The organism is Knoellia sp. 3-2P3 (assembly GCF_029223115.1).
GTDB lineage: Bacteria > Actinomycetota > Actinomycetes > Actinomycetales > Dermatophilaceae > Pedococcus_A.
The window spans coordinates 17321-41659 of sequence record NZ_JARGZE010000006.1 but is presented as its reverse complement, the minus strand read 5'-3'; the positions used below and the strand labels follow the sequence as shown (position 1 = coordinate 41659).

The 24339-nt window shown below is 72.5% G+C and carries 26 protein-coding genes; 18 read left to right on the top strand and 8 right to left on the bottom strand.

The features are described 5' to 3' along the window. Window position 1 precedes the first annotated feature (1 nt). From P0Y31_RS16500 to P0Y31_RS16470, 7 genes are all read left to right on the top strand, one after another. On the top strand, window positions 2-763 hold the full coding sequence (locus P0Y31_RS16500; protein WP_275871385.1) for a ribonuclease HII: 762 nt from the start codon (window positions 2-4) through the stop codon (window positions 761-763). Further along, entirely contained in the window at window positions 760-1077 is a 318-nt protein-coding gene (locus P0Y31_RS16495; RefSeq protein ID WP_275804074.1) for a DUF2469 domain-containing protein, read from the top strand. The genes P0Y31_RS16500 and P0Y31_RS16495 overlap by 4 nt, the downstream gene beginning before the upstream one ends. A 98-nt stretch (window positions 1078-1175) precedes the next feature. Beyond that, window positions 1176-1550, top strand: coding sequence for a YraN family protein (locus P0Y31_RS16490; RefSeq protein ID WP_275871383.1), 375 nt, complete (start codon window positions 1176-1178; stop codon window positions 1548-1550). Further along, complete coding sequence (locus tag P0Y31_RS16485) at window positions 1550-3091, top strand: YifB family Mg chelatase-like AAA ATPase (RefSeq protein ID WP_275871381.1); 1542 nt, start codon at window positions 1550-1552, stop codon at window positions 3089-3091. The genes P0Y31_RS16490 and P0Y31_RS16485 overlap by 1 nt, the downstream gene beginning before the upstream one ends. Before the next feature lie 35 nt (window positions 3092-3126). Continuing rightward, entirely contained in the window at window positions 3127-4203 is a 1077-nt protein-coding gene (gene dprA, locus P0Y31_RS16480) for a DNA-processing protein DprA (protein WP_275871380.1), read from the top strand. A gap of 100 nt (window positions 4204-4303) precedes the next feature. Beyond that, window positions 4304-5218, top strand: a complete 915-nt coding sequence (locus P0Y31_RS16475; protein ID WP_275871378.1) for a tyrosine recombinase XerC — start codon at window positions 4304-4306, stop codon at window positions 5216-5218. A gap of 163 nt (window positions 5219-5381) precedes the next feature. Then, window positions 5382-6230 carry a DUF3152 domain-containing protein gene (locus P0Y31_RS16470; protein WP_275871376.1) on the top strand — a complete coding sequence of 283 codons (849 nt, stop codon included), beginning with the start codon at window positions 5382-5384 and terminating at the stop codon, window positions 6228-6230. 15 nt (window positions 6231-6245) lie between these two features. On the opposite strand, the gene P0Y31_RS16465 is transcribed toward P0Y31_RS16470, so the two are convergent. Next, a complete protein-coding gene (locus P0Y31_RS16465) occupies window positions 6246-6860 on the bottom strand; it encodes a M23 family metallopeptidase (RefSeq protein WP_275871374.1) in 615 nt (204 codons plus the stop codon). A 172-nt stretch (window positions 6861-7032) separates the two neighbouring features. On the opposite strand from P0Y31_RS16465, the gene P0Y31_RS16460 reads away from it, so the two are divergent. Beyond that, window positions 7033-7230 (top strand): hypothetical protein, encoded by a 198-nt coding sequence (locus tag P0Y31_RS16460; RefSeq protein ID WP_275871372.1) that lies wholly within the window; start codon window positions 7033-7035, stop codon window positions 7228-7230. Window positions 7231-7250: 20 nt separating this feature from the next. On the opposite strand, the gene P0Y31_RS16455 is transcribed toward P0Y31_RS16460, so the two are convergent. Then, window positions 7251-8417 (bottom strand): pyridoxal phosphate-dependent aminotransferase, encoded by a 1167-nt coding sequence (locus P0Y31_RS16455; RefSeq protein WP_275871370.1) that lies wholly within the window; start codon window positions 8415-8417, stop codon window positions 7251-7253. 70 nt (window positions 8418-8487) lie between these two features. Here P0Y31_RS16455 and P0Y31_RS16450 point away from each other — a divergent pair, with 70 nt between their 5' ends. The 4 genes from P0Y31_RS16450 (at window position 8488) to P0Y31_RS16435 (ending at window position 12324) form a co-directional block, all read left to right on the top strand. After that, entirely contained in the window at window positions 8488-9954 is a 1467-nt protein-coding gene (locus P0Y31_RS16450; RefSeq protein ID WP_275871368.1) for a glycosyltransferase, read from the top strand. A gap of 259 nt (window positions 9955-10213) precedes the next feature. After that, window positions 10214-11116: a 30S ribosomal protein S2 gene (rpsB, locus tag P0Y31_RS16445; protein ID WP_275871366.1), complete on the top strand. Its 903-nt coding sequence runs from the start codon at window positions 10214-10216 to the stop codon at window positions 11114-11116. 57 nt (window positions 11117-11173) lie between these two features. Further along, window positions 11174-12004: a translation elongation factor Ts gene (gene tsf / locus P0Y31_RS16440; protein WP_275871364.1), complete on the top strand. Its 831-nt coding sequence runs from the start codon at window positions 11174-11176 to the stop codon at window positions 12002-12004. 122 nt (window positions 12005-12126) lie between these two features. Beyond that, window positions 12127-12324, top strand: coding sequence for a hypothetical protein (locus P0Y31_RS16435; RefSeq protein WP_275871362.1), 198 nt, complete (start codon window positions 12127-12129; stop codon window positions 12322-12324). Here the strand turns inward: P0Y31_RS16435 and P0Y31_RS16430 are convergent. Further along, the gene (locus P0Y31_RS16430) at window positions 12305-12910 is read right to left on the bottom strand and encodes an antibiotic biosynthesis monooxygenase (protein WP_275871360.1); all 606 of its coding nucleotides are present in this window, start codon (window positions 12908-12910) and stop codon (window positions 12305-12307) included. The genes P0Y31_RS16435 and P0Y31_RS16430 overlap by 20 nt on opposite strands. Window positions 12911-13019: 109 nt before the next feature. On the opposite strand from P0Y31_RS16430, the gene pyrH reads away from it, so the two are divergent. The 5 genes from pyrH to purU all read left to right on the top strand — a co-directional run bounded on the left by pyrH (window position 13020) and on the right by purU (window position 17699). Continuing rightward, on the top strand, window positions 13020-13763 hold the full coding sequence (pyrH, locus tag P0Y31_RS16425) for a UMP kinase (RefSeq protein ID WP_275804046.1): 744 nt from the start codon (window positions 13020-13022) through the stop codon (window positions 13761-13763). Between the two features lie 96 nt (window positions 13764-13859). Continuing rightward, a complete protein-coding gene (gene frr / locus P0Y31_RS16420) occupies window positions 13860-14417 on the top strand; it encodes a ribosome recycling factor (protein ID WP_275871358.1) in 558 nt (185 codons plus the stop codon). Between the two features lie 29 nt (window positions 14418-14446). Then, window positions 14447-15379 (top strand): phosphatidate cytidylyltransferase, encoded by a 933-nt coding sequence (locus P0Y31_RS16415; protein WP_275871356.1) that lies wholly within the window; start codon window positions 14447-14449, stop codon window positions 15377-15379. Between the two features lie 70 nt (window positions 15380-15449). After that, window positions 15450-16670, top strand: a complete 1221-nt coding sequence (gene rlmN, locus P0Y31_RS16410; RefSeq protein WP_275871355.1) for a 23S rRNA (adenine(2503)-C(2))-methyltransferase RlmN — start codon at window positions 15450-15452, stop codon at window positions 16668-16670. A gap of 144 nt (window positions 16671-16814) precedes the next feature. Further along, window positions 16815-17699: a formyltetrahydrofolate deformylase gene (purU, locus tag P0Y31_RS16405; protein WP_275871353.1), complete on the top strand. Its 885-nt coding sequence runs from the start codon at window positions 16815-16817 to the stop codon at window positions 17697-17699. 83 nt (window positions 17700-17782) lie between these two features. Here purU and P0Y31_RS16400 read toward each other — a convergent pair whose 3' ends face one another. From P0Y31_RS16400 to P0Y31_RS16380, 5 genes are read right to left on the bottom strand one after another with little or no spacing between them, the layout of a single operon-like run. Further along, on the bottom strand, window positions 17783-18943 hold the full coding sequence (locus P0Y31_RS16400; protein ID WP_275871351.1) for an LOG family protein: 1161 nt from the start codon (window positions 18941-18943) through the stop codon (window positions 17783-17785). Window positions 18944-18968: 25 nt separating this feature from the next. Continuing rightward, the gene (locus tag P0Y31_RS16395; protein WP_275871349.1) at window positions 18969-19358 is read right to left on the bottom strand and encodes a TIGR03618 family F420-dependent PPOX class oxidoreductase; all 390 of its coding nucleotides are present in this window, start codon (window positions 19356-19358) and stop codon (window positions 18969-18971) included. A 17-nt stretch (window positions 19359-19375) separates the two neighbouring features. Then, window positions 19376-20743 (bottom strand): FAD-dependent oxidoreductase, encoded by a 1368-nt coding sequence (locus tag P0Y31_RS16390; RefSeq protein WP_275871347.1) that lies wholly within the window; start codon window positions 20741-20743, stop codon window positions 19376-19378. 26 nt (window positions 20744-20769) lie between these two features. After that, the gene (locus P0Y31_RS16385) at window positions 20770-22209 is read right to left on the bottom strand and encodes an aspartate aminotransferase family protein (protein ID WP_275871345.1); all 1440 of its coding nucleotides are present in this window, start codon (window positions 22207-22209) and stop codon (window positions 20770-20772) included. Further along, on the bottom strand, window positions 22206-22679 hold the full coding sequence (locus P0Y31_RS16380; protein WP_275804029.1) for an Lrp/AsnC family transcriptional regulator: 474 nt from the start codon (window positions 22677-22679) through the stop codon (window positions 22206-22208). The genes P0Y31_RS16385 and P0Y31_RS16380 overlap by 4 nt, the downstream gene beginning before the upstream one ends. A gap of 181 nt (window positions 22680-22860) precedes the next feature. Here P0Y31_RS16380 and P0Y31_RS16375 point away from each other — a divergent pair, with 181 nt between their 5' ends. Next, complete coding sequence (locus P0Y31_RS16375) at window positions 22861-24309, top strand: gamma-aminobutyraldehyde dehydrogenase (protein WP_275871343.1); 1449 nt, start codon at window positions 22861-22863, stop codon at window positions 24307-24309. Window positions 24310-24339: the final 30 nt, after the last annotated feature.

Below are 24339 nucleotides of genomic sequence, written 5' to 3'. Positions count from 1 at the left end.
CATGCCCACCGCACCACCGCGCACCCGCAAGCCCAGCCTGCGGGTGGAGCGAGCGCTGCAGCGTGACGGTCACCGCGTGCTGGCAGGGATGGACGAGGTCGGCCGAGGGGCGCTCGCGGGCCCGGTGACGGTGGGCGTGGTGCTCATCGACGAGACCTGCCGCAGCGCGCCGGCCGGCGTGCGCGACTCCAAGCTGCTGACCCCCGCAGCCCGCGCGGCCATGGTGCCCAGGATCCAGCGGTGGTGCCTGGGCCATGCCGTGGGGCACGCGTCCGCGGAGGAGATCGACCGGATCGGGATCATCGCCGCCCTGAGACTGGCCGGCCTGCGTGCGCTCGAGGCCGTGGGCACGGCGCCCGACCTGGTGATCCTCGACGGCAACCACGACTGGCTCACCGAGCCCGGGGAGGTGGGTCTGCTCGCCTTCGCCGGCGACGGCCCCACCACCCCGCCGGTCACCACGATGGTCAAGGCGGACCTGAAGTGCTCGTCGGTCGCCGCCGCGAGCGTGCTCGCGAAGGTCGCCAGGGACTCCCTGATGACGCAGGCGGCGCTGGAGCACCCGGCATACGGGTGGGCCGAGAACAAGGGGTATGCCGCGCCCGAGCACATCGCGGCCCTCGAGTCCGAGGGGCCGTGCGCGCTGCACCGCCGCTCGTGGCGCCTGCCCGGGACCATGGTGGAAGATGAGGTCGGGGAGGCAGCCGGGCCGACCCCGGACGACCACGGCGTACTGGACGAGAGAGACGCGGGATGGGCATGAGCTCGGAGGACCTCGAGAAGTACGAGAGCGAGATGGAGCTCGCGCTCTACCGCGAGTACCGGGACGTGGTTGGCCTCTTCACGCACGTCGTCGAGACCGAGCGCCGCTTCTACCTGTGCAACTCGGTCGACGTGAAGGTCCGCAGCGAGGGCGGCGAGGTCTACTTCGACGTCACCATGCAGGACGCCTGGGTCTGGGACATCTACCGGCCGGCCCGGTTCGCCAAGAACGTGCGCGTCGTGACGTTCAAGGACGTCAACGTCGAGGAGCTCGCCAAGTCCGAGCTCGAGATGCCGAAGGGCCCCGGCTTCTAGCCACCCCGGCGTCCACAGCCGGCCCGGTCGGCGTCACGTCGTCCACAGCCCGGCACCGGCCTGCTGACCGCCCCCACCCGCTGCGGCACCGTCGGGGCATGGACCAGAAGGCAGCACCCGCGGCGACCCTCGCTCTCGGGCGCTACGGCGAGGACCTGGCGGCGCGATACCTCGCCGAGCGCGGCATGGAGGTGCTCGACCGCAACTGGCGGTGCGAGCACGGCGAGATCGACCTCGTCGCGCTCGACGGCGACTGCCTCGTGGTGTGCGAGGTCAAGACGCGCCGCAGCACCGCCTTCGGTGAGCCCGTGGAGGCCGTGACGTGGCGCAAGGCGGCACGGCTGCGCCGGCTGGCCTCCGCCTGGCTGGCGCACCACGAGCTTCGACCGGCCGCGCTGAGGATCGACGTGGTGGGCGTGCTGCGCCCCCGCTCCGGTCCTGCCGCCCTGCGCCACGTGCGAGGAGTCGGCTGATGGGCCTGGGCCGCACACGGTCGGTGGCGCTCACGGGGCTCGACGGCGCCCTGGTGCAGGTCGAGGCCGACATCGCGCAGGGGTTGCCGCACTTCGCGGTGAGCGGGCTGCCCGACACCGCGTGCCTGCAGTCCACCGACCGCATCAAGGCAGGCACCACCAACAGCGGCCTGCCGCTGCCGCAGCGCCGCATCACGGTCAACCTCTCGCCGGCCTCGATCCCCAAGGCCGGCACCGCCTTCGACCTGGCCATCGCGGTGGCGGCACTCGTCGCCGCGCAGGTGCTGCCCGCCGACACCGCCGAGGAGGTGGTGCACCTCGGCGAGGTGGGGCTGGACGGGTCGATCCGGGCGGTGCGCGGCGTCCTGTCGAGCGTTCTGGCCGCGGCCGCGCACGGCGTCCAGGACGTGGTGGTGCCGCTGGCGAACGCCTCCGAGGCGTCGCTGGTCCCCGGCGTGCGGGTGCACGCCGTGCCCGACCTGGCCACGTTGCGCGAGCGGTACGCACGGGCCCGCGGCGGACGGCTGCCCGTCGTGCCGCTGGGCGAGGCCGAGGCCGGGGAGACATCGCCCCCGGCCGTGAAGGACCTCGCCGACGTCGTCGGGCAGCCCGAGGCCCGGATGGCCCTCGAGCTGGCCGCCGCAGGGGGCCACCACCTCTTCCTCATGGGACCCCCCGGAGCAGGGAAGACGATGCTGGCCGAGCGTCTCGCCTCGGTGCTGCCCCGGCTGGAGCCGCAGCAGTCCCTGGAGGTGCTCGCCGTCCGCTCGCTGCTCGGGCCGGTGCCCGACGCCCTGTCGGTCGTGGGCACGCCGCCCTTCGTGGCACCCCACCACAGCGCGTCCACGGCAGCCATCGTCGGCGGCGGCAGCGGTGCCATCCGGCCGGGCGCCGTCTCGCAGGCACACCACGGCGTGCTGTTCCTCGACGAGGCGCCCGAGTTCAAGGTGACCACCCTGCAGGCCCTGCGCCAGCCCCTGGAGTCCGGCGAGGTGTGGGTCTCCCGGGCCCGTTCGTCCGTGCGGTTCCCCGCCCGGTTCCAGCTCGTGATGGCAGCCAACCCGTGCCCGTGCGGCCTGGGCTTCGGCAAGGGGGCCGAGTGCTCCTGCCGGCCGCAGGCGAAGCGGGCCTACGCGGCCAAGCTGGGCGGGCCGCTGCTGGACCGGGTCGACCTCCAGGTCGCGATGCCCGCCATCAACCTGGCCGCCCTCGGGGAGGGGGCGGGCGAGACCAGCGCGGTCGTCGGGGCACGCGTCGAGCAGGCCCGTGCGCTGCAGGCCGCTCGGTGGGAGGGGTCGCCCTGGTCGCTCAACGGGCAGGCTGCCGGCAGTGCGCTCCGGCGCGCTCCCTACCGGCTCGCGCGGGCCGTGACGGCCGACCTCGACCGGGCTCTCGACCGCGGTCTGATCACCTTGCGCGGATACGACCGGGTGCTGCGGCTGGGCTGGACCGTGGCCGACCTCGGCGGCCACGACGCGCCCACCCGCGACGACCTCGGCCTGGCCTTGACCTTGCGCAACCAGGGCCCGGTGGCGGCGTGAGGGGGCGGATGCCGGCCGGCGAGCGGGAGGCGCGCATGGCGTGGAGCCGGATCTCCGAACCGGCCGACCCCAAGGCATTCGAGCTCGTCCGCGAAGCCGGCGCCGAGGGTGCCCTGGCCGCGGTGCTCGGCGGCACCGCCCGTGACGGGGCCCGGTTCATGCCCCGGCTCGAGACCCTCGACATCGACCACGACCTGCGCGTGGCCGCGAAGGTGCAGGCCCGGGTGGTCGTCCCGGGCGACGACGAGTGGCCCGCCGGCCTCGACGACCTCGAGGTGCCACCGCACTGCCTCTGGGTGCGTGGCACGGAGCACCTGGGCGGGGGCTGCGAGCGCAGCGCCGCGATCGTGGGGGCACGCAGCGCGACGCACTACGGCGAGGCCACGGCCAACGACATCGCCGCAGGGCTCTGCGAACGCGCCTTCTCGGTGGTCTCGGGTGCCGCGTTCGGCATCGACGGCGCCGCCCACCGGGGAGCGCTGGCGGTGCAGGGCGTGACCGTGGCCGTGCTCGCCGGAGGCGTCGAGCGGGCCTACCCGGACGCCCACCGCGGGCTGCTCGAGAAGATCGTCGCGACCGGTGCCGTCGTCAGCGAGGTGCCGCCCGGCTGTGCGCCGACGCGGTGGCGGTTCCTCCGACGGAACCGGCTGATCGCTGCCATGACCCGTGGCACGGTGGTCGTGGAGGCCGGGCTGCGCTCCGGCTCGCGCAGCACCGCAGGGGAGGCGACCAAGCTGGCTCGCGTCGTGGCGGCAGTTCCGGGACCGGTGACCTCCGCGGTGTCCGCCGGCTGCCACGAGCTCATCCGCAGCGGCGAGGCGGCGCTCGTGACCGACGCGGCAGAGGTGGCCGAGCTGCTCGGCGACCTCGGCACCGACCTGGCCCCGGTCAAGCGGGGTCAGGATCGGCCCGAGGACGTCCTGGGGGCGGTGGAGTCGGTCGTGTGGTCAGCCCTGCCCGTTCGCGCTGCCGCAGGGGTGGCGGCGCTCGCGGTGCGCACGGCCCTGGCCGAGCGGGATGTCCTGGCCTGCCTGGGGCGGCTCGAGCTGCTGGGTCTGGCCCGCCGGGACGGCGACGCGTGGCGGCGTCCTGCGCGCCAGCCGTCTGGGTGACCAGGCCTCGGGTGGTGGTTCCCCCGCAGCCGGCGCGGTCGCAGCCCCCGAGCGGCGAGGCGCCTTGAAGGCAGGCGGCGGGTTTGCGACGGTGCCCATCGTGAGCGACGCGACGACCGAGGCGGTGGAGGGGTTCGCCCGGCACCTGCGCTCCGAGCGCGGGCGCTCCGAGCACACCACGAGGGCCTACCTCGGCGACGTGCGCAGCCTGCTCGGCTTCCTGGATGAGCAGTGCGGGGTGAGCGAGCTGGCCGACGTCACGCTTCGCGACCTGCGCTCCTGGCTGGCGCACCTCGCCGACTCCGGTGCGGCCCGCGCCACCATCGCCCGGCGCTCCGCAGCAGCGCGCACCTTCCTCGGCTGGGCCACCCGCACGGGGCGCATCCCCAGCGACCCGTCGGTGCGCCTCGCAGCTCCCAAGCGCCAGCGCCACCTGCCAGGCGTCCTCAAGCAGGCTGAGGCGAGTGCGCTGCTCGACGTGGCGGCCGTCGCCGCCGACGACGAGGACCCCATGCACCTGCGCGACCGGGCCGCCCTGGAGTTGCTCTACGCCAGCGGCATCCGCGTCGGCGAGCTCGCCGCGCTCGACGTCGACGACCTCGACCTCGCCGGGGGTGTCGTGCGCGTCATGGGCAAGGGCGCCAAGGAGCGCACGGTGCCGTTCGGCGGACCCGCCAGGGACGCCCTCGACCGGTGGTTGCGCCACGGCCGTCCCCAGGTCGTCACCGCGCAGAGCGGGCCGGCCGTCTTCCTCGGCAGGCGGGGGCGCAGGGCCGACCCCCGGCAGGTGCGCACCGCGGTGCACCGGCTGCTCGCCCACGTGCCGGACGCCCCGGACGTCGGCCCCCACGGGCTGCGGCACAGCACGGCAACCCACCTGCTCGAGGGAGGCGCCGACCTGCGCCTGGTCCAGGAGATGCTGGGCCACGCCTCGCTCGCCACGACGCAGATCTACACCCACGTCTCCGTCGACCGGCTCAAGCAGTCCTACCGCCAGGCCCACCCACGAGCCTGACCACGCTCGACCGGCGTCCGCCGAGGTTCGGCGACTCGGGCAACAGCGGGCCGGTGGTTTTCGCGTGTGCGGGCGAGGCGGCTCGCGACAGCCCGTTGTTTCAGGGAAAGATGGTGCACGAGGGCGCCGGCACGGCACCCCGCGAGCCAGCCCGAGGGAACCCGTGAGCCAGCCACACCGTCGACCACGGCACCGGTCGGTCAGCCGCACCATCCGGCTGCGCCGCACCGTGCTCGGCGTCGTGGTCCTCGCACTCGTCGCGGTGACCACCGTGCGGCTGGTCTCTCGCCAGGACGCCACCGAGGTGGCTGCGGCCGCGGCCGACCGGCTGCCCGGCGTGCAGGCGACCGCCACCGCGCCCGCACCCGCAGCGCCCCCGGCATCGACGCCGTCGCAGACGCCGCCCCCGGACAGCCAGGACGGCTCGACCACCACCGAGGCTCCGCGTCGCACGGAGGTGGCCGTCCCCCAGAACGGCACGGGGAAGATCAGGGTCGTCAGCGTCCCCGGGCCGCAGTCGACGGCGCAGGGCCGCGAGGTGCGCTACACCGTCGAGGTCGAGCAGGGCCTCGGCGTCGACGAGGCCGAGGTGGCCAGGACCGTGCGCACCGTGCTGCTCGACAAGCGCGGCTGGCAGCAGGAGGACGGCGTCCGCTTCGTCAACGTCAGTCCCTCGGAGGAACGGGCGGGCTCCCACGTCGACATCCGGGTCACCCTGGCGAGCCCCGGCCTCACCGACCGCCTCTGTGCACCGCTGCGGACGCTCTCGAAGGTCTCCTGCTGGAACAACGGGCGCTCGGTGCTGAACCTGCGCCGCTGGCTGCTGGGGGATGACAGCTACGGCGAGGACGTGGAGCGCTACCGGATCTACCAGGTGAACCACGAGGTCGGCCACGGGCTGGGGCACCAGCACCAGTCCTGCCCCGGCCAGGGCGAGCGGGCCCCCATCATGGTCCAGCAGACGCTCGGGCTGCAGGGGTGCAAACCCTGGCCGTACCCCGTGGGCGCCTGAGCGCCGCGGGCACGCTCAGGGGTCGGTCAGCGGCAGCAGGACGACCCGGCTCGGCCGCAGGAGCCCGAGCGGGTCGAGGTACAGCCCTCCTCGGACCGCCCCGAGGTGCAGGCACCCTCGGCAGTGCGAGCCGCCCGGCTGCAGCACCCCGATGACCTGGCCTGACGAGACCGCGTCGCCGGTCCGCACGCCGGCCTCCACAGGTTCGTAGGTCGTGCGGACACCCCCTGCGTGCAGCAGGGTCACGGTGCCGCGGCCCGCGACGACTCCCGCGTGGGTGACCCGTCCGGCAGCGGCCGCCAGCACCGGTTGCCCTGCACGCGCCCGCAGGTCGACGCCGCGATGACCTCGACCCCACGTGCTCAGAGGGGCCCGGAACGCCCTGGCCACGGAAGGTTGCGGCTCGAGCGGCCAGCGCCACCCGACTCGTGGTGCCAGGCGGGGCGAACCGGGCCCGGCCTCCGTTGCAGGAGGGTCCGGCGGGTGGGGCCGCGCCGCGGGCGGCACTGCCGGCGGCGACGGTGCAGGTGCGACCGACCGAGCCGGTTCAGTGGTCGCGGGCGGCGCGAGGGTGACCGCGCCGAGGGCCAGGGTGGTGGCGGACAGCAGGGCCGGGGCGAGGGTCACCATGGGTCGAGCGTGGGCCCGCTGCGCGCTGTCGGCGAGCTGCGTTCGTGGCCCTGTGGACCGCGGGACGGCGCACGCGAGTGGTGTGGAGGCGCCGGTCGTCGCCAGCCCTCGCGGGCGCCGGACCCGGCGTGGCACGCCGGCGCTGTCGGCGCTTCGTGGCACCGTGAGGGCCATGGAGACGACAGCCGACCTGATGCTCGTGACCGGGGTGCTGGCCCGCTGCGGCGACTGTGCGGGTGAGCAGATCCTCATGCCCGCCGACGACACGGGGGAGTACTGCTGCACCGTCTGCGACGCCGCTGTCCTGCTCTGGGACGTCGTGGTGACGACCCCCGAGCACGGCGCGCGCAGCTCCGCCCACGTGGCCTGAGGCGCGCTCCCGCCGCCGTCTCAGGCGCTGGTCCCGGCCCGCGACAGCCGGGCCACCGCCTCGGCCAGGACCTGGTCGCGCTTGCAGAAGGCGAACCGGACCAGGGTCCGAGCAGCGTCGGGGTCGTCGTGGAACACCGACACCGGCACCCCGACCACCCCGGCCAGCGACGGCAGCCGGCGGCAGAGCTCCAGCCCGTCGGCAGCCCCGAGCGGCGCGGCGTCGGCCACCACGAAGTAGGTGCCCGACGGCACCGCCACCTCCAGCCCCGCCGACCGGAGGCCCTCCACGAGCAGGTCGCGCTTGGCCTGCAGCGCCGTGGCCAGACCGGCATACACCTCGTCGCCCAGCCCGAGGGCCAGCGCGACCGCCGGCTGGAACGGACCGGAGCCGACGTAGGTGAGGAACTGCTTGACGGTGCGGACCGCGGCCACCGCCTCCGCCGGGCCGGTGACCCAGCCGACCTTCCAGCCCGTGGCGGAGAACGTCTTGCCCGCTGAGGAGATCGTCAGGGTGCGCTCGGCCATGCCGGGCAGGGTCGCCACCGGGACGTGTTCCAAGCCGTCGAAGACCAGGTGCTCGTAGACCTCGTCGGTGACGACCCAGGCGTCGTGCTCGCGCGCCAGCGCACAGACCAGCTCCAGCTCGGCCCGGGTGAACACCTTGCCGGTGGGGTTGTGCGGCGTGTTGAGCAGCACCAGACGGGTCCGGTCGGAGAACGCCGCCCGCAGCGAGGCCTCGTCCACGGCGAAGTCGGGGAACCGGAGCACCGACGTGCGCCGCACGGCGCCGGCGAGGGCGATCGTGGCGGCATACGAGTCGTAGTAGGGCTCGAAGGTGACCACCTCGTCGCCGGGCTCGCAGAGGGCGAGCACGGTGGCGGCGATCGCCTCGGTGGCCCCGACCGTCACCAGCGCCTCCGACGCAGGGTCGAGGTGGATGCCGTAGAAGCGCCACTGGTGCGCTGCGACGGCGTCGAGGAGCTCAGGAACGCCGGGGCCGGGCGGGTACTGGTTGCGGCCGGACGCGATCGCCGCCCGGGCGGCCTCGAGCATCTCGGCCGGCCCATCGGTGTCGGGGAAGCCCTGGCCGAGGTTGATGGCGCCGGTGTCGGCGGCCAGCGCCGACATCTCCGCGAAGATGGTCGTGCCGAAGCCGCGCATCCGTGCCACCAGGGGAGTGCCCATGCGGGGAGGCTAGCGGGGCAAACGGGGCAAAGACAGGTCCCGCCGTGCCCGGCGTGACAGCATGAAAGCCATGAGGGAAGTCGAGATCGACGCCATCCCCCTGGACCGCCTGGTGAGCCTGCTGGCGCCCGAGCGGGCGGCTCGCCTCGCCCGCTACGCAGACCGCGCCCGGGAGATCCTCGCCGGCCGCACCATCTGGAACGTCAACGCGACCGCCCAGGGCGGCGGTGTCGCCGAGATGCTCCAGGCGCTGCTGGCCTACACCAAGGGTGCCGGCGTGCAGACCCGGTGGCTCGTGCTGCGTGGCGACGCCGAGTTCTTCACGATCACCAAGCGGCTGCACAACGTGCTGCACGGCATGGCCGGTGACGGCGGACCGCTCGGGCTGGCGGAGCAGCGGCACTACCACGACGTGCTCGCCCAGAACTTCGAGGTGCTCCGGCCGATGGTGCGGCCCGGCGACATCGTGCTGCTCCACGACCCGCAGACCGCGGGCCTGGCCGGCATGCTCAGCGAGGCCGGCGCCCACATCGTTTGGCGCTGCCACATCGGGCGCGACACCCCGACGCCCCTGACCGACATCGGCTGGGGCTTCCTGCGGCCGCACATCGAGGCCGCCGACGCCTTCATCTTCTCGCGGCGCGCCTACGCCCCGGCGTGGGTACCGGGGGACCGGCTCTGGGTCATCCCGCCGTCCCTCGACCCGTTCAGCGCGAAGAACGCCGAGCTGTCGCCGGCCGACGTCGACGCGGCGCTGCGGGAGGCCTCGCTGGTCGACGCCGACCGCGACCACGGCAGCCTGCAGTTCACGCGTCGCAACGGCTCGACCGGCACGGTCCGCGGGCACCGCCGGCTCGTGCTCGACGGCTCCCCGGTGTCGAGGGGCGCCCGCATCGTCCTGCAGGTCAGCCGCTGGGACCGGCTCAAGGACATGGGTGGGGTGCTCACCGGCTTCTCCGACCACCTCGAGCAGTTCCCGCCCGACGTGCACCTGATGCTGGTCGGGCCGGACGTCACCGGCGTGAGCGACGACCCGGAGGGCGCCGAGGTGCTGGCCGAGTGCGAGGGGCTGTGGGCGACGCTGCCGGCGGAGCGGCGCAGCCGCGTGCACCTGGTGTGCCTGCCCATGGACGACATCGACGAGAACGCCCACCTCGTCAACGCGCTGCAGCGCAGGGCCGCCATCGTGGTGCAGAAGAGTCTCGTCGAGGGCTTCGGCCTCACCGTCACCGAGCCGATGTGGAAGAGCAAGCCCGTCGTGGCCTCGGCGATCGGGGGCATCCAGGACCAGATCGTGCACGGCCAGAGCGGCCTGCTCCTCAACGACCCGCAGGACCTCGACACCTTCGCCAAGCTGCTGCAGGACGTGCTGACCGACGAGGAGTACGCCCGGATGCTCGGCACCGGCGCCCGTTCGCGGGTGCTCGACCTCTACCTCGGCGACCGCCACCTCACGCAGTACGTCGACCTGTTCGAGCAGCTCTACCAGCGGCGCGCGGCCCCAGAGGCCGACCGCGGGCTGGGCGGCAGCCGCTGATTTCCCAACCCCGGTCGGCACGCCGTACGATGGGCGGCGGTCACGTGTGCCCAGGTGCACGCGACCAAATTCGCGCGTCTTCCCACCAGTGACGAGGTCAACCTCTGAACTGGGGCGCACCACGGCAGTCCGTATGCCGTGCGGCCGGGCCCGATCCCGTGCCGCGCGTCGTGCGGCGGGGTGCGTGCAGGCGCCAGGCAGGTGGCCGGGACACCCGGCACACCGACGCAACTGACAACGACACAAGGGAGAACACGGCATGGCCGTCGTCACCATGCGCCAGCTCCTCGAGAGCGGCGTCCACTTCGGGCACCAGACCCGTCGCTGGAACCCGAAGATGAAGCGCTTCATCATGACCGAGCGCAACGGCATCTACATCATCGACCTGCAGCAGTCGCTGACGTACATCAACAACGCCTACGAGTTCGTCAAGGAGACCGTCGCCCACGGCGGCACGATCCTCTTCGTCGGCACCAAGAAGCAGGCCCAGGAGCCCATCGCCGAGCAGGCGACCCGGGTCGGCATGCCGTACGTCAACCAGCGCTGGCTCGGTGGCATGCTCACCAACTTCCAGACGATCTCCAAGCGCCTCACGCGCCTCAAGGAGCTCGAGGAGATCAACTTCGACGACGTGGCCGGCTCGGGCCGCACGAAGAAGGAGCTCCTGATCCTCAACCGCGAGAAGGACAAGCTCGAGAAGACCCTCGGCGGCATCCGCGACATGGCCAAGGTCCCCTCGGCCGTGTGGATCGTCGACACCAAGAAGGAGCACCTCGCGGTCGACGAGGCCCGCAAGCTCGGCCTGCCGGTCATCGCGATCCTCGACACGAACTGCGACCCCGACGAGGTCGACTACAAGATCCCGGGCAACGACGACGCCATCCGCTCCGTCACCCTGCTGACCCGCGTGATCGCCGACGCCGTGGCCGAGGGCCTCATCGCCCGCTCCGGTGCCAAGACCGGAGAGGACACCGGTGTCGCCGGTGACGAGCCGCTGGCCGAGTGGGAGCGCGAGCTCCTCGGTGGCGACGCCGCCCAGGCTGCCGAGCAGGCCGCCCCCGAGGCCGGCGAGACCGCTGCCGCCGACGCTCCGGCTGCCGCCGAGGCCGCTGCCCCCGAGGCCGCGACCGAGGCCGACGCCGACGCCGACGCCAAGGCCTGAGGCGCCACCCGCACCCCACCGCATCGACGACACACGACGAGAAGCGAGACAACATCTATGGCGAACTACACCGCCGCTGACATCAAGGCGCTGCGCGAGCAGACCGGCGCCGGCATGCTCGACGTCAAGAAGGCCCTCGACGAGGCTGACGGCGACCGCGCCAAGGCCACCGAGATCCTGCGCGTCAAGGGCCTGAAGGGCGTCACCAAGCGCGAGGGCCGCACCACCTCCAACGGCCTGGTGGCCGCCAGGGTCGAGGACGGCGTGGGCACCCTCGTCGAGGTCCTCTGCGAGACCGACTTCGTCGCCAAGGGCGAGAAGTTCGGCGAGCTGTCCCAGCAGGTGCTCGACCAGGCCGTCGCCTCCGGCGCGGCCGACGCCGACTCCCTGCTGGGGAGCACCCTGGCCGACGGCAGGACCGTCCAGCAGCTGCTCGACGAGGCCAACGCCACCATCGGCGAGAAGATCGAGGTCAAGCGGGTCGCCCGCCTCGAGGGCGGCACGGTCGTGTCCTACCTGCACAAGACCAGCCCCGACCTGCCCGCGCAGATCGGCGTGCTGTTCGCCGCCGAGGGCGGCGACGAGCAGGTCGGCCGCGACGTCGCGATGCACATCGCCGCGTTCAGCCCGACGGTGCTGACCCGTGAGGAGGTCGACGCCGAGACGGTCGAGAACGAGCGCCGTGTCGCCGAGGCCACCGCGAAGGAGGAGGGCAAGCCCGAGGCCGCCCTGCCGAAGATCGTCGAGGGTCGCGTCAACGGCTACTTCAAGGAGAACGTCCTGCTCGAGCAGCCGTTCGCCAAGGACGCCAAGAAGACCGTCGCCAAGGTCCTCGAGGAGGCCGGCGCCAAGGCCCAGGCCTTCGCCCGCTTCCGCGTCGGTTCCTGACGCGACATCGAGCCGCGAGGCCCGTCCCCCTCGGGGGGCGGGCCTCGCGCCGTTGTGGGCGCCGTTTCCGGCGCCACGCGGTATGCCGCCCGCCCACCGTGGGCACGCGGCATACTGCAGGCATGGGGAGACGCAGAGGGCGGCACGAGCGCCGCGACGGGCACCGGAGGGTGCACCGCCCGCTGCCCGACTTCAGCGAGCTTCCCGAGCGGGTGCGGCCGGAGGACATGGTGACGACCCAGGAGGTCGAGCCGGCGCCCGACCCCCAGGGCGGGCGCGACACCGAGACCGAGTTCGTGCTCAGGAACGCCGGGTTCTAGCCCGGCGGCCGCTCAGCCAGGGCTGCAGCAGGCGGGTCACCTGCGGCAGCACGAGGTAGGTCATCAGCGGGGTCAGCAGCAGCGTGGAGACGAGGACCCGCAGCACCAGCGGCCAGTGCCCCAGCAGGGGCGTCAGCAGCCACGTGAAGAGCAGGTTGGTGGGGAAGAACGCCACCCAGATGACCACGGCCTGCTTCCACCGCGGGGGAGCAGGGGGCGGGAGGTCGCTCACCGAGCGCTCGCGGGGCTCGTCGAACCAGCCCTCGATGCCCGTGCGGTGCTCGACCCGGGTGTGCTCCACGAGGTCCTGCGCCGAGCGCAGCCAGCGGGTCCGCTCCGGCGAGCTCTCCCAGCCCTGCAGGGTCTCGGGGGAGTCGAACCGGTAGAGCATGTGCCAGTCGGGGGAGTCCGCAGCCGGCCGAACCCAGCCGGTGCCGAGGAAGCCGGGGAAGCGCTCGGCCATGGAGGTGCCGGCGTGCACCCACGCCTGCATGAGCAGCTCGTCCTCGGGGCGCACCCTGCGGGTGATCGCGACGGTGACCGGGTGGCGGGCGGTGCTGTCGGGGGCGGCGGGGGTCTCAGGCATGGCCGGATGATTGTCCCAGATCACGCGGCCGGCCCCGCCCGGGTCGATCCGGGGGCCCCCGGTGTGGAAAGATCGAGCGACCGCCGCCGAGCCCTGATGGAGGAAGCCTGTGACCACTGACGGAGCCGACGTCACCGAGAGCCGCTCATACCGACGCGTGCTGCTGAAGCTGTCGGGAGAGGTCTTCGGAGGCGGCCGGATCGGCCTGGCCCCGGACGTCGTCCGCGGTATCGCCCAGCAGATCGCGCGTGCCGTGCGCGAGGGCAGCGAGGTCGCCGTCGTCGTGGGCGGGGGCAACTTCTTCCGCGGCGCCGAGCTGCAGCAGCAGGGCATGGACCGTACCCGCGCCGACTACATGGGCATGCTGGGCACGGTCATGAACTGCCTCGCGCTGCAGGACTTCCTCGAGAAGGAGGGCGTCGAGACCCGGGTGCAGACCGCCATCGCGATGGGCCAGGTCGCCGAGCCCTACATCCCCCGCCGGGCCATCCGCCACCTCGAGAAGGGGCGCGTGGTGATCTTCGGTGCCGGCGCCGGCATGCCGTTCTTCTCCACCGACACCGTCTCGGCGCAGCGCGCCCTCGAGATCAAGTGCGACGCGGTGCTCATGAGCAAGAGCGGCGTCGACGGCGTCTACGACTCCGACCCGCGCACCAACCCCGACGCGAAGAAGCTCGACGAGATCACCTACAGCGAGGCCATCCAGCAGGGACTGCGCGTCGTCGACGCCGCCGCGTTCAGCCTCTGCATGGACAACAAGCTTCCCATGGTGGTCTTCGGCATGGAGGGCGAGGGCAACGTCGTCCGGGCCATCCGCGGTGAGAGGATCGGGACGCTGGTGACGGCGGACTGACCGCACCACGGCACGAAGCGCACCACCAGCACCGAGCACACCCCGCACGAGAACAACGACCGAGAGGCCGGCACCCACGGCCCCGAAGGAGCCGACATGATTGACGAGACCCTGCTCGAGGCCGAGGAGAAGATGGAGAAGGCCGTCGAGGTGGCCAAGGAGGACTTCGCCGGCATCCGCACCGGCCGGGCGACCCCGGGCATGTTCAACAAGCTGGTCGTCGACTACTACGGCGCTCCCACGCCGCTGCAGCAGCTGGCGTCCTTCCAGACGCCCGAGGCGCGCACCATCCTCATCTCGCCGTTCGACAAGTCCGCCATGGCGGCCATCGAGAAGACGCTGCGCGACTCCGACCTCGGCGTGAACCCGAGCAACGACGGCAACGTCATCCGCTGCGTGCTGCCCGCCCTCACCGAGGAGCGCCGCAAGGACTACATCAAGCTCGCCCGCCACAAGGGCGAGGACGCCAAGGTCTCCATCCGCAACATCCGCCGCCACGCCAAGGACCAGCTCGACCGCTTCGTCAAGGACGGCGAGGTCGGTGAGGACGAGGGCAAGCGCGCGGAGAAGGACCTCGACGCGACGACCAAGAAGTACGTCGACTCCGTCGACGAGCTGATGCGGCACAAGGAGGCCGAGCTGCTCGAGGTCTGAGCGACCCGACAGCTCCCGCACCACCAGCCATGACCTCGTCGTACCCCACCCGCCGCTCGCTGCGGGACAGCCGGGCTGCCGGCTCGACCGCGGTTGCCGACGACTCCTCGGGCGGCGGCACCGCACGCCGGGCCGCCGCCGCGCCGAAGACCTCCCGCGCCGGCCGCAACCTGCCCGCCGCGATCGCCGTCGGCGTCACCCTCGGCGCCCTGATCATCGTCTCGCTGGTCGTCGCCAAGGAGCTGTTCCTGGGCATCGTGGCGATGGCGGTGGCCGTCGGGGTGTGGGAGCTGCGCAAGGCCCTGGCCCAGGTCGGCATCCACGTGCCGCTCGTCCCGTCGCTCGTCGGCATGGTGAGCATGCTGGGGTCGGCCTACTGGGGAGGGGCCCAGGCCCTCTCCGTCACCCTGGGGCTCACCTGCGTCGGCGTGCTGCTCTGGCGCGTGGCCGACGGCGTGCGCGACGCGGTCCGCGACATCGCCGGCGGCATGTTCGTGGCCCTCTACCCGTCGTTCCTCGCCGGCTTCGCCGCGCTGCTGCTCGCGGCCCCGGACGGGGTGGCCCGGGTCATCGTCTTCGTCCTGGTCACCGTGCTCAGCGACATCGGTGGCTACGTCTTCGGTGTGCTGTGGGGACGGCACCCGATGGCCCCCGCCGTGAGCCCCAAGAAGTCCTGGGAGGGCTTCGCCGGCTCGGTCCTTGCCTGCATGGTCGGCGCCTCGCTCAGCATCTCGCTGGCCCTGGGCGGGCCGTGGTGGGCGGGTCTCATCATGGGCGCGGCAGTCGCCGTCGGGGCCACCGTAGGCGACCTGACCGAGTCGACCATCAAGCGTGACCTCGGCATCAAGGACATGAGCCACGTCCTGCCCGGCCACGGCGGCGTCATGGACCGGCTCGACTCCCTGCTCGTCACCGCGCCGCTGAGCTGGGCGCTGCTGCTGGTCTTCGTCCCGCTCCACTGAGGTCGGGACGCCGAGCACCCGGCGCACCGGCGTTTTCCGCTGGGGCGCCTCGGCTGAGACACTGGTGGGGATGTCCGAGAACCCCACCCCCGTGGCCCTGCCCGAGCCGAGCACCGAGAAGCCGAGGCCGGGCCAGCTCACGTTCACCGCCCCGCGGCGGGGCAAGCCGCCGCGGCACCTCGCCGACCTCACGCCGGCGGAGCGCAAGGAGGCGGTGGAGTCGCTGGGCCACAAGGGTTTCCGGGCCAAGCAGCTGTCGACACACTACTTCGAGCGGCTCGTCGAGTCGCCCGACGAGATGACCGACCTGCCCAAGGCGATCCGCGACGACCTCGTGCGCGACCTGCTGCCGCCGCTGCTGACCCCGCACGTGCAGCGCACTGCCGACGACGGCGCCACCATCAAGTCGGCCTGGCGACTGCACGACGGTGCGATCGTCGAGTCGGTGCTCATGCGCTACCCCAACCGGGTGACCATCTGCATCTCGAGCCAGGCCGGCTGCGGCATGAACTGCCCCTTCTGCGCCACCGGCCAGGCCGGGTTGACCCGCAACATGTCGGCCGCCGAGATCGTCGAGCAGGTCGTGTGTGCCGCGCGGCAGCTGCGCCGTGGCGAGCTCGCTCCCAGTGTGGCGGCGGTGACGGGCGCCGAGCTCGGTGACGAGGACGGCCCCCCGGAGGTGACCGGGCCGACGCGCATCTCCAACGTCGTCTTCATGGGCATGGGGGAGGCGCTGGCCAACTACAAGGCGGCCATCGGCGCCATCCGCCGGCTGACCGACCCGGCTCCGGACGGCCTCGGCATGTCGGCCCGCGGGATCACCATGTCGACCGTCGGCCTCGTGCCCGCGATCGACAAGCTGGCCGCCGAGGGCATCCCGGTGACCCTCGCCCTGTCGCTGCACGCCCCGGACGACGAGCTGCGCAACGAGCTCGTGCCGATCAACACCCGTTGGAGCGTCGACGAGGCCCTCGACGCGGCTCGCCGCTACTTCGAGGCCACGGGCCGCCGGGTGAGCATCGAGTACGCCCTCATCAAGGACATCAACGACCAGGCGTGGCGGGCCGACCTGCTGGGGGAGAAGCTGAACGCCCGGGGCCGCGGCTGGGTGCACGTCAACCCGATCCCGCTCAACCCCACCCCCGGCTCGAAGTGGACCGCCTCCCGGCCAGGTGTGGAGCAGCAGTTCGTGGAGCGGCTGCGCGCGCACGGCATCCCGACGACGATCCGCGACACCCGGGGGCAGGACATCGACGGCGCCTGCGGGCAGCTGGCCGCCTCCACGGCGTAGCCGACCTGCGGCCCGACAGCGGGGGCGCCACCCGTCCCGGGGTCGCCACGCGTCCCCGGGAGTGGTCATCCGCCACCGGTCCGACGGCGGATCGGTAGGGTGACGGCCCTCCCGAGAGGAACAGCCCGACAGCGAGGAGCGAGCGTGCACGGCGAGCCCACCCCGACCCTGGAGGCCGGTCGCGAGTTCGTCCTGACCGTGTCGTGCCCCGACCGGCGGGGCATCGTGCACGCCGTCACCGGCGTGGCGCTCGCGCAGAGCCTCACCATCGCCGACGCCCAGCAGTTCGGCGACCCGTCGTCAGGGGAGTTCCACCTGCGGATGCACCTCGTGCGCGAGGGCCCGCCCATCGACGTCGCCGACCTGCGCGCGGCGATGGAGCCCACGGCCGCGGCGTTCTCGATGGCCTGGGCCCTGCACGACCAGTCGGTGCGCCACCGGGTGCTCGTCATGGTCAGCCGGCAGGGGCACTGCCTCAACGACCTGCTGTACCGCGCGGAGACCGGCTCGCTGCCCGTGGAGATCCCGGCCATCGTGTCCAACCACGACGACTTCCGCGGCCTCGCGCAGTGGCACGAGATCCCCTTCCACCACGTGCCCGTCACCCGCGACACCAAGGCGCAGGCCGAGGCCGAGCTGCGTCGCCTCGTGGTCGAGCACCGGGCCGACACCATCGTGCTGGCCCGCTACATGCAGATCCTCTCGGCCGACCTGTGCGCCGAGTTCCCCGGGCGGATCATCAACATCCACCACTCGCTGCTGCCGAGCTTCAAGGGCGCCAAGCCCTACACCCAGGCGCACGACCGCGGCGTGAAGGTCATCGGGGCCACCGCCCACTACGTGACGGCCGATCTCGACGAGGGACCGATCATCGAGCAGGACTTCCGGCGCGTCGACCACCGGATGAGCCCCGCCGAGCTCGCCGGCGTCGGCCAGGAGCTCGAGGCGATGGCCCTCGCCCGCGCGGTGCGTTGGCACGTCGAGCACCGGGTGATCCTGCGTGGCCGGCGCACGATCGTCTTCGACTGAAGCCCAGGTGCCGGTGGTGTGCTCAGGGCGGATCGGGACGCGGGGAGCTCGAGTCCCGGGACCGGTTCGGCCACAACGCCCCGTCACCCGCACAGCAGCCTCGGCACCTCGTCGATGTCGTCCACGAGGTGGAGCGCCTGCTCCATGTCCCGCCCCGCCGCCAGCGCCGTCAGGCCCGCCCAGACCGGCACGGTCTCGGTCCAGTGCCTGACGCCGACCAGCACCATCGGCGGCAGCACGGAGCCGGCGGGCGCGTAGTAGAGGCGGGTGGCGGCCTGGAAGACCTCCTGCGCCGTGCCCGCGGCACCCGGGAGCACCACCAGGCCCGCCGTGCACCGGGCCAGCAGCCCGTCCTCGCGGATGGCGTTGGAGAAGTACTTGCCGATGCCGTCGCAGAAGACGTTCGGGGGCTCGTGGCCGTAGAACCACGTCGGGATGCCGACGCTGCTCACGGCCCGCGGTCGGCCTGACTCCATCAGCTCGTCGTGCAGCTGCAGGGCGACCTGCGCCCAGGGTGCGATGTCCGGGGAGAACGACGGCACTGCCGCCAGCCGGCCGAGGGCGTCCTCGAGCCTGGTCGTGTCGGCGCAGAAGGCGCCGAGGTTGGCAGCCTCCATGGCGCCGGGGCCACCGCCGGTCGCCACGACGAGCTCCTCGGCGGCGAGGGCGTGACCGAGCCTGGCGGCCACGGCATACCCGTCGGTGCCGCGCGCCAGCGCGTGTCCGCCCATGACGCCCACGACCGGGCGGTGACCGATGAACTCGGTCAGGGCATCGGTCATCGAGTCGTCGTGGATGGCCCGCAGCAGCGTGACGAAGGCGTCGTGGTGCAGCCGGGCGTCCCGCGACCAGGTGTAGGCCAGCGCGTCCGGCGTCTTGTCGTAACCCTGTTCGGCGAGCCCGGCGTAGAGCTCGTGCGGCTGGTAGAGCGTGGCGCGATAGGGGTTGACCGGCGCGTGCGGGTCGGTGGGGAAGATGAGGGCCCCGTGCTCCCGCAGGTGCACCTCGAGTGCCGGTGGCAGCCGGCCGCCGAGCACCACCATGCCCTCGACGTCGGTGCGCGCGAGCAGCTCCTCCTCATGGCCGGTGAGGTCGAGGTCCTGCAGCCGCAGTCCGCACAGCGGGTGGCCCCTGGTGAGGGCGTCCTCCAAGGCGCGGAGCGACTCGATCTCACGGTGGCGCAGCGACTCGATGGTCCTGTCGGCCGGGTGTCTCCGCGCCGTGACAGGGTGGGGGTCGGACATGGGGCGACCCTAGCCCTGCGGAGACCTAGAGGTTGCCCAGCACGCGGTCGACCTCCACGGCGACGACCACGCGCTCGGCGTTGACGCGTGGGGGGCGGTAGCGCGCGGCATACCACTGCTCGGCCTCGCGCACCGCTTCGGGCGAGGTGAGCACGTGGGCCACGCCTTCGAGGGAGAGCCAGTGCCGCCCGTCGACCTGGCAGAGCACCGCCCGGCAGCCGGCGGAGGCGTTGCGGGCCTTGCGGCTCGAGCTGCTGGTGATGACCCGGGCCAGGCGGTGCTCCGGATCCCACGTGAAGCCGACCGGCACGACGTGCGGTGTGCCGTCGGGGCGAAGGGTGGTCAGCGTCGCCAGGTGTCGTGTCGTCAGGAAGTCGAGGGCCGCAGGAGAGAGAGCGGCGGGGTCGTGGGCCACGGCGCCAGTGTGCGGGCTCAGTGGCCCGTGAGCGCGCTGAGCAGCCTGCCCTGTACGGCGGGGCGCCCGGCGCGCTCCTCCTCGAGGTCCGCCGCGTGGGCCAGCCGCAGCCCGGCGTTGACGCCGAGCCACCGCAGTGGTTCGGGCTCCCACTTCCGCGATCGGTGGCCCACCCACGGCAGCGTGGTCAGCGAGGTTTGCCGTCCGCGCACCAGGTCGGCCAGGGTGCGACCGGCGAGGTTGCTGGCCGCGACGCCGTCGCCGACGTAGCCGCCGGCCCAGCCGAGCCCCGTCGCGGCGTCGTAGCCGACCGCCGGGTGCCAGTCGCGGGCGATGCCGAGTGGACCGCCCCACGCGTGGGTGAACCGCACGCCGTCGAGCTGCGGCAGCATCTGCCGCAGCGTCGCCCGCAGGTCGTCGAACACCTTCTCCTCGTGGTCGAAGCCCGGGCGGACCCGTGAGCCCCAGTGGTAGGGGGCGCCTCGGCCGCCGAAGGCAATGCGGTCGTCGACGGTGCGCTGGCCGTAGGTGACCACGTGCCGGTGGTCGGCGAACACCTCTGCGTGGGCGAGCCCGATCTCGTCCCACCGGGCGCGGGACAGCGGCTCGGTCGCCACCATCAGCGAGTAGACCGGGGCGAGGGAGCGGCGCCGCCCGGGGAGCGAGGGCGTCCAGGCCTCGGTGGCGCGGATGACCACGCGGGCGGTGACCCGGTGGCCCCCGGCGGTGTGCACCGCACCCGGGCCGAGCGAGACCACCGTGGTCCCCTCGGCGATCCGCCCGCCGCGCCGCCGCACCGCGGCTGCCAGCCCGTCGACGAGGCGCCGTGGGTGAACCCGGGCGCAGTGCGGGTTCCACGTGCCGCCGTGGACGTCGCTGGCGGCCAGGCGCTCGCGGGCCTCCTCGGCGTCGAGCCACTGCGTCCCCTCGCCCCAGTGCTGCCCGGACTCGACGTCGGCGCGGGCCCGGACGGCTTGGGCCCGGTTGCGGGCGAGCACCACCGTGCCGCCGTTGTGGAAGCCGCATTCGACGTCCTCGGCGCGGGTGACCTCGCCCACCTCGGTGACGGTCTCCTGCAGGGCTCGCACCATCGCGCGCGCGGCGTCCGGGCCGCTCTCCCGGGCGATGGACCCGGGCCCCACAGGCCAGAGGGCGGAGACCCAGCCCCCGTTGCGCCCGCTGGCCCCGAAGCCGACGTGCTCCGACTCGAGCACGAGCACGTCGAGCGACGGCTCGTCGCGCAGGAGGTAGTAGGCCGTCCAGAGCCCGGTGTAACCGCCGCCGACGATCACGACGTCGGCGGCGGTGTCGTCGGTCAGGCTGGAGGCGGAGTCGGCAGCCACCCTGGCGCCCTCCCACCACAGGGGGCGCACGGGTGTGGTCACGGCCGGAAACCCTTGCCGGCCAAGGCCTAGAGGTGCTTCTCGGCGTCCTTGAGCACCGAGCGCAGCCGCGAGGCGATGTCGTCGAACTCGGCCTGGCCGATGATGAGCGGCGGCGCGAGCTGGATGACGGGGTCGCCCCGGTCGTCGGCGCGGCAGTAGAGGCCGGCGTCGAACAGCGCCTTGGAGAGGTAGCCGCGCAGCAGCCGCTCGGACTCGTCGTCGTTGAAGGTCTCGCGGGTCTCCTTGTCCTTGACGAGCTCGATGCCGTAGAAGTACCCGGCGCCGCGGACGTCGCCGACGATCGGCAGGTCGAGCAGGCCCTCGAGCGCGTCGCGGAACTTCGGGGCGTTGTCCATCACGTGCTGGTTCAGGCCCTCGCGCTCGAAGATGTCGAGGTTGGCCAGCGCCACGGCAGCGCTGACGGGGTGGCCGCCGAAGGTGTAGCCGTGGGGGAAGAACGTCGTGCCCTGCTTGAACGGCTCGAACAGCCGGTCGCTGGCGATCATGGCGCCGATGGGGGAGTAGCCCGAGGTCATGCCCTTGGCGCAGGTGATGATGTCCGGCACGTAGTTGAAGTCGTCGCAGGCGAACATCGACCCGATGCGGCCGAACGAGCAGATGACTTCGTCGGAGACGAGCAGCACGTCGTACTCGTCGCAGATCTCGCGCACCCGCTCGAAGTAGCCGGGCGGCGGCGGGAAGCAGCCGCCGGAGTTCTGCACCGGCTCGAGGAAGACGGCGGCCACGGTGTCGGGGCCCTCGAACTCGATGGCCTCGCCGATGCGGTCGGCCGCCCAGCGGCCGAAGGCCTTCTCGTCGTCGCGCAGGTGCTCCGGCGCCCGGTAGTGGTTGGTGTTGGGGACCTTGAAGGCGCCGGGCACCAGCGGCTCGAACATCTCCTTCGCGGCCGGGATGCCGGTGATGGAGAGGGCGCCCTGCGGGGTGCCGTGGTAGGCCACGTTGCGGCTGATGACCTTGTGCTTGGTCGGCTTGCCCATCAGCTTGTAGTACTGCTTGGCCAGCTTCCAGGCGGTCTCGACGGCCTCGCCGCCGCCGGTGGTGAAGAAGACGCGGTTGAGGTCGCCGGGGGCGCCGGCGGCCAGGCGCTCGGCGAGCTCGATGGCCCGCGGGTGGGCGTAGGACCAGAGCGGGAAGAAGGCGAGCTCCTTCGCCTGCTTGGCCGCCGCCTCGGCGAGCTCCTCGCGGCCGTGGCCGACCTGGACCACGAACAACCCGGCGAGGCCGTCGATGTACTCGTTGCCCCGGTCGTCCCAGATCTTGTGGCCCTCGCCGCGGGTGATGATGGGCACCGAGTGGCCCTGGCCTCCCTCGCTGCGGTCCTCGAAGACCGAGTGCCGGGTGAAGTGCATCCACAGGTGGTCGCGGGCAGCCTCGCTGTGGAGGGTGCCCATCGGCGTGCGGGTGTCGCTCGACGGCTCGAAGATGGCGGACGGCTCGGTGGTCATCGTGTACCCCAGTTGTAGTGCTGTTTGTTGAGTTTCAGATAGACGAAGGTCTCGGTGGTCAGGACCCCTCCCAGGGTCCGCACCCGCTTCGTGAGCAGCTCGAGCAGCTGGTCGTCGTCCTCGCACACGACCTCGGCGAGCAGGTCGAAGCTGCCGGCCGTGGTGACGACGTAGTCGACCTCCGGCATCGCGCTCAGCGCCTCGGCCACGGAGGTCAGGTCGCCGTCCACGCGGATGCCGATCATGGCCTGCCGGCGGAAGCCCACCTGGAGCGGATCGGTCACCGCGACGATCTGCATGACCCCCGAGTCGAGCAGGCGCTGCACCCGCTGGCGCACCGCCGCCTCCGACAGGCCCACCTGCTTGGCGATCGTCGCGTACGACTGCCGCCCGTCCTCCTGGAGGTGCTCGATGATCGCCTTGGAGACGTCGTCGAGGCGCGCCTCGTGGTGGTTCGGGGAGCGGGTCACGCCCGCCATGGTGTCCTCTTCGGCAGAGGCGCGCAAGTACCCAGACGACGGAATCCGTCGTCGATTTGTTAAATCGATGTTGATTTCCGCAATCAGATGCGCCGAACCTATTGAAATCGCTGCGACGGTGGCTACAGTTCGAGACACCGGAATCCGTACCGATCCCCCCGGGAGAGCCCTCGTGACTGCCACCCCTCGTGTCCTGCGCAACTTCGTCAACGGCGAGTACGTCGACCCGGAGACCGACGCGACGACCGACATCGTCAACCCTGCCACCGCGCAGGTCGTGGCCAAGGCGCCGGTGTCGACGCAGGCCGACGTCGACAAGGCGTATGCCGCCGCTGACGCCGCCTTCGGCGAGTGGGGCCAGGCCACCCCGAGCGAGCGGCAGAAGGCGCTGCTCGACTTCGCCGACGCGATCGAGCGGCGGGCCGACGAGTTCGTGCGCCTCGAGGCGGAGAACACCGGCAAGCCGCACGCCCTGACCGCCAGCGAGGAGGTGCCGCCGATGGTCGACCAGCTGAGGTTCTTCGCCGGCGCGGCGCGCGTCCTCGAGGGCAGGTCGGCCGGTGAGTACATGAAGGGCCACACCTCGTGGATCCGGCGCGAGCCGATCGGTGTCGTGGGCCAGGTGACGCCGTGGAACTACCCGATGATGATGGCGGTCTGGAAGATCGGGCCCGCGCTCGCCGCCGGCAACACGATCGTCCTCAAGCCGTCCGACACCACGCCCGAGACCACGCTGCTGATGGCCGAGATCGCGGCCGAGTTCCTCCCGCCGGGCACCTTCAACGTCGTCACGGGTGACCACAACACGGGCCGAGCCGTCGTGTCCCACAGGACGCCCGCCCTCGTGGCCATCACCGGCTCGGTGCGCGCCGGCATGCAGGTCGCCGAGAGCGCGGCCCACGACGTCAAGCGGGTGCACCTCGAGCTCGGCGGCAAGGCGCCCGTGGTGGTCTTCGACGACGCCGACATCGAGGCCGCCGTCGAGGGCATCGCCGGCGCCGGCTACTTCAACGCCGGACAGGACTGCACCGCGGCGACGCGCGTGCTCGCGGCCCCGCGCATCCACAACGACTTCGTCGACGCCCTCGCCGAGTACGCCAGGAGCTCGACGAAGGTCGGCATGCCCGAGGACGAGGACGCCGCCTTCGGGCCCGTGAACAGCGCCAACCAGCTGCAGCGGGTCCAGGGCTTCCTCGAGCGGCTGCCCGACCACGCCAGCGTCGCCGCCGGCGGACACCGGGTCTCCTCGCTCGGGGACGGCTTCTTCCTCGAGCCCACCGTGCTGTCCGGCCTGCGCCAGGACGACGAGGCCATCCAGAACGAGATCTTCGGGCCGGTCATCACCGTCCAGCAGTTCACCGACGAGGACGAGGCGGTGCGCTGGGCCAACGGCGTGGACTACGGCCTGGCCTCCAGCGTGTGGACCAGGGACTTCGGCCGGGCGATGCGCATGTCCAAGCGGCTCGACTTCGGCGCGGTCTGGATCAACACGCACATCCCGATCGTTGCCGAGATGCCGCACGGTGGTTTCAAGAAGAGCGGCTACGGCAAGGACCTGTCCATGTACGGGTTCGAGGACTACACCCGCATCAAGCACGTCATGGCCAACATCGAGAGCTGATACCTCCCGACCACGCACCAGCACCAACCT